Consider the following 2,466-nt stretch of genomic DNA (forward strand, 5'->3'; position numbering starts at 1 on the left):
TTTTGATTTTCAGGCTTGATCTTTTGTTTCTTTTGCATCAAGGCAAAAGAAAAAACGTTCTTCAATGATACTATATCATAAAATACAACCTACTTACTAATATTTTTATTTTTTTTTTGATCTAGCAAAAAAGAAAAGAACATCTTTACATACACAAAACGACTTCGCTCCCCACTTCTTTTAACCGCCCTTAAATAAAAAGCATATAAAACAACGACAAAGTAAAGTGGCAGCAGTCCGCGAGTTGAGGACGAAGGACGAACGGCTCGGGCCGCGGAATGTTTGAAATTAAAAGGAGGACTGCCAGTGGCAGTCAGGTAAATAAATACAACCGTTTTTACGCTTTTGATTTTCAGGCTTGATCTTTTGTTTCTTTTGCATCAAGGCAAAAGAAAAAACGTTCTTCAATGATACTTTATCATAAAAATACAATCAGCCTATAAATATTTTTTGTTTCTTTTTTGATCTAGCAAAAATGAATAAAAAGTTCTTCAGTAACCCACAACTCACCATTCACTTTTCACTTTTCACTTTTCACTACTAACTATTCACTACTAACTACTCACTATTCACTACTCACTTTTTACAATCCAGTACTCTTTCCATTAAAAAGCTTGGCACATAACAACGTAGTTGTATTATTTCTTGTTGGCAAAATTTTCAATGTATTATAAATCCGACTACAAAATTTAACATGTATAAAAGCAAACCATAAATCTTTGTTTTCTAGCGGAGCGAGTACAAAAGGCAATGGACAAACACCAGCCTTCTTTTCTAATATAATTTCATTGCTGTAAACCGTTTCATAAGCATCATTTACACAATTCCAGTTTGTCATTGCTATTTGGAGATGTACCTGAGTGGCTTCAATAGGCCAGTCGATATGTTGCAAGGGATTAATTGTTTTAATACTAATCGCTCTCTTTTTCCAATTAAAAGCAATCTTCCTTTTTAAAACAGTTCCTAATGGTCTGGCTTTGTTCCCTTCAAACCCTGTAAAAAAACCCAAGGCTTCTTTGGTTTGCAATCCGGTTATTAATTGCCTGGAACCTCTGGGATGCAGTTGATCCTCCTTCATAATCGCGTGCAACAATTGATGACACCTTCCGGCTATCGAACCATCTTTTGCATCATCATAAAAGGCTTTAACCAGCTGCCGAAAAACACGCCCTTTTTTGGAACAAATTCCAAAATCTTTGCTATGCAGCTTCATAGGGGTAAAAACAGGATTCTCTTTAAAATTTTTTTTAGTGTTGCCTGTTTTTCCTTTTTCCCGAACTATATTTCCGTCAGCGGTGATATAAAAATTCAAATCATCAAGTGTCCCCACAATTTGAACAGGACCAAAAGCTTTTGCCATATCTTTTCCTTTAAAAATAAGAATTATATCCATTACTTTTAACTAAATTTTCAATACAATTTAATGCGTTTTAAAGCATTTTGGAGCATTATTATAAAACTTCTCACTATTCACTAATCACTAAACACTTCTCACAATTCACTTCTCACAATTCACAATTCACAACTCACTCCTCACTCCTCACTATCTAAAACTCCCAATCGATAGCATTAAAACTAGGCAATAGCATATCCTTTTCAGAAACAATAACTTCATCAGGACGCAACTGCCAGTCAATATCCAAAGTAGGATCATCAAATCGGATGCCGCCTTCGCTCTCTTTATTGTAATATTGATCACATTTGTATAGCACCACAGCAGTTTCGCTAAGTACTGAAAAACCATGGGCAAATCCTTGTGGAACGAGCAACTGTTTTTTATTCTCAGCCGATAACAAAACAGAAAAATGCTTCCCAAAGGTGGGCGAATCTTTACGTAAATCAATTGCTACGTCTAAGATCTCTCCTTGTAGCACCCGTACGAGTTTGGCTTGAGCAAAAGGAGGATTTTGATAATGCAACCCTCTCAATGTCCCTTTTTGTGAAAAAGATTGATTGTCTTGAATGAAAGTATAGTGTAATCCGTTTTGATGGAATTTTTCCTGATTAAAGGCTTCAAAGAAATAACCACGCGCATCATTAAAAACGGTCGGTGTAATAAGTATTAAATCTTGAATGGCTGTTTTTTCAATGGTCATTATCTAGTTATAATTTTTTATAAATACAAAAACAAACTCCTTGCTTTTAAAGAATATGCCAACAAAGATAGACCAATAAACAGTAAATTGGTACAGAACCTAAGTTTTAAAAACTGGCTAACTCTTGAATTTAGATTGTTTTTTTTTTGGATAACTTTACTCTTATCACGGCATTTAATTCGATAGAATGAAGCAAATTAATAGCTATTTTCGATCCTTCAAAGCACTGAACTAACCTTCCGAAAAAAAACTAACTCCAAAAAAAACACCAATTAAATTAACACGATCTAATCCGCGAGACTATGAGGAATTTGTTTGTCTTGTCCTGAATAACCGATACAGATTATTAGATAAAAATATTTAATTAAAC

General features: G+C 34.2%; 2 protein-coding genes. Both read right to left on the reverse strand.

Features of this window, described 5'->3' with window-relative positions; all coding sequences use genetic code 11:
• Positions 1-583: 583 nt before the first annotated feature.
• Positions 584-1,393, reverse strand: coding sequence for a hypothetical protein (locus AC061C_RS15565; RefSeq protein WP_478291927.1), 810 nt, complete (start codon positions 1,391-1,393; stop codon positions 584-586).
• 154 nt (positions 1,394-1,547) lie between these two features.
• Positions 1,548-2,096 (reverse strand): dTDP-4-dehydrorhamnose 3,5-epimerase, encoded by a 549-nt coding sequence (rfbC, locus tag AC061C_RS15570; protein WP_478291928.1) that lies wholly within the window; start codon positions 2,094-2,096, stop codon positions 1,548-1,550.
• Positions 2,097-2,466 lie beyond the last annotated feature (370 nt).

This window comes from Flavobacterium sp. GNP010 (genome assembly GCF_056428945.1).